Source organism: Herbaspirillum sp. C7C8 (genome assembly GCF_022627875.1).
Lineage (GTDB): Bacteria > Pseudomonadota > Gammaproteobacteria > Burkholderiales > Burkholderiaceae_D > Herbaspirillum.
The window spans coordinates 1-203 of sequence record NZ_JABXGG010000103.1; the positions used below are offsets into that span (position 1 = coordinate 1).

Here is a 203-nt window from a genome sequence, read left to right on the forward strand (position 1 = left end):
AACCAGATCAACTCATCGGACCCGAGCTACCTGCGTGGCTTCATCGAGGTCGCCGGCAACCGGGCGCAGGTGATCATCGCCAACCCCTCCGGCATTACCTGTGCCGGTTGCGGCTTCATCAACGCCCAGCGCGCCACCATGACCACGGGGACGCCGGTCATCCGACAGGGCAACCTGGAGAGCTATCGTGTTGGCGGCGGCGT

1 protein-coding gene is annotated in these 203 nt (G+C 65.0%); it reads left to right on the top strand.

Translation table 11 applies throughout. The features are described 5' to 3' along the window. On the top strand, window positions 1–203 hold a 203-nt coding region (locus HWE01_RS22815; RefSeq protein ID WP_241822984.1), incomplete at both ends, for a two-partner secretion domain-containing protein.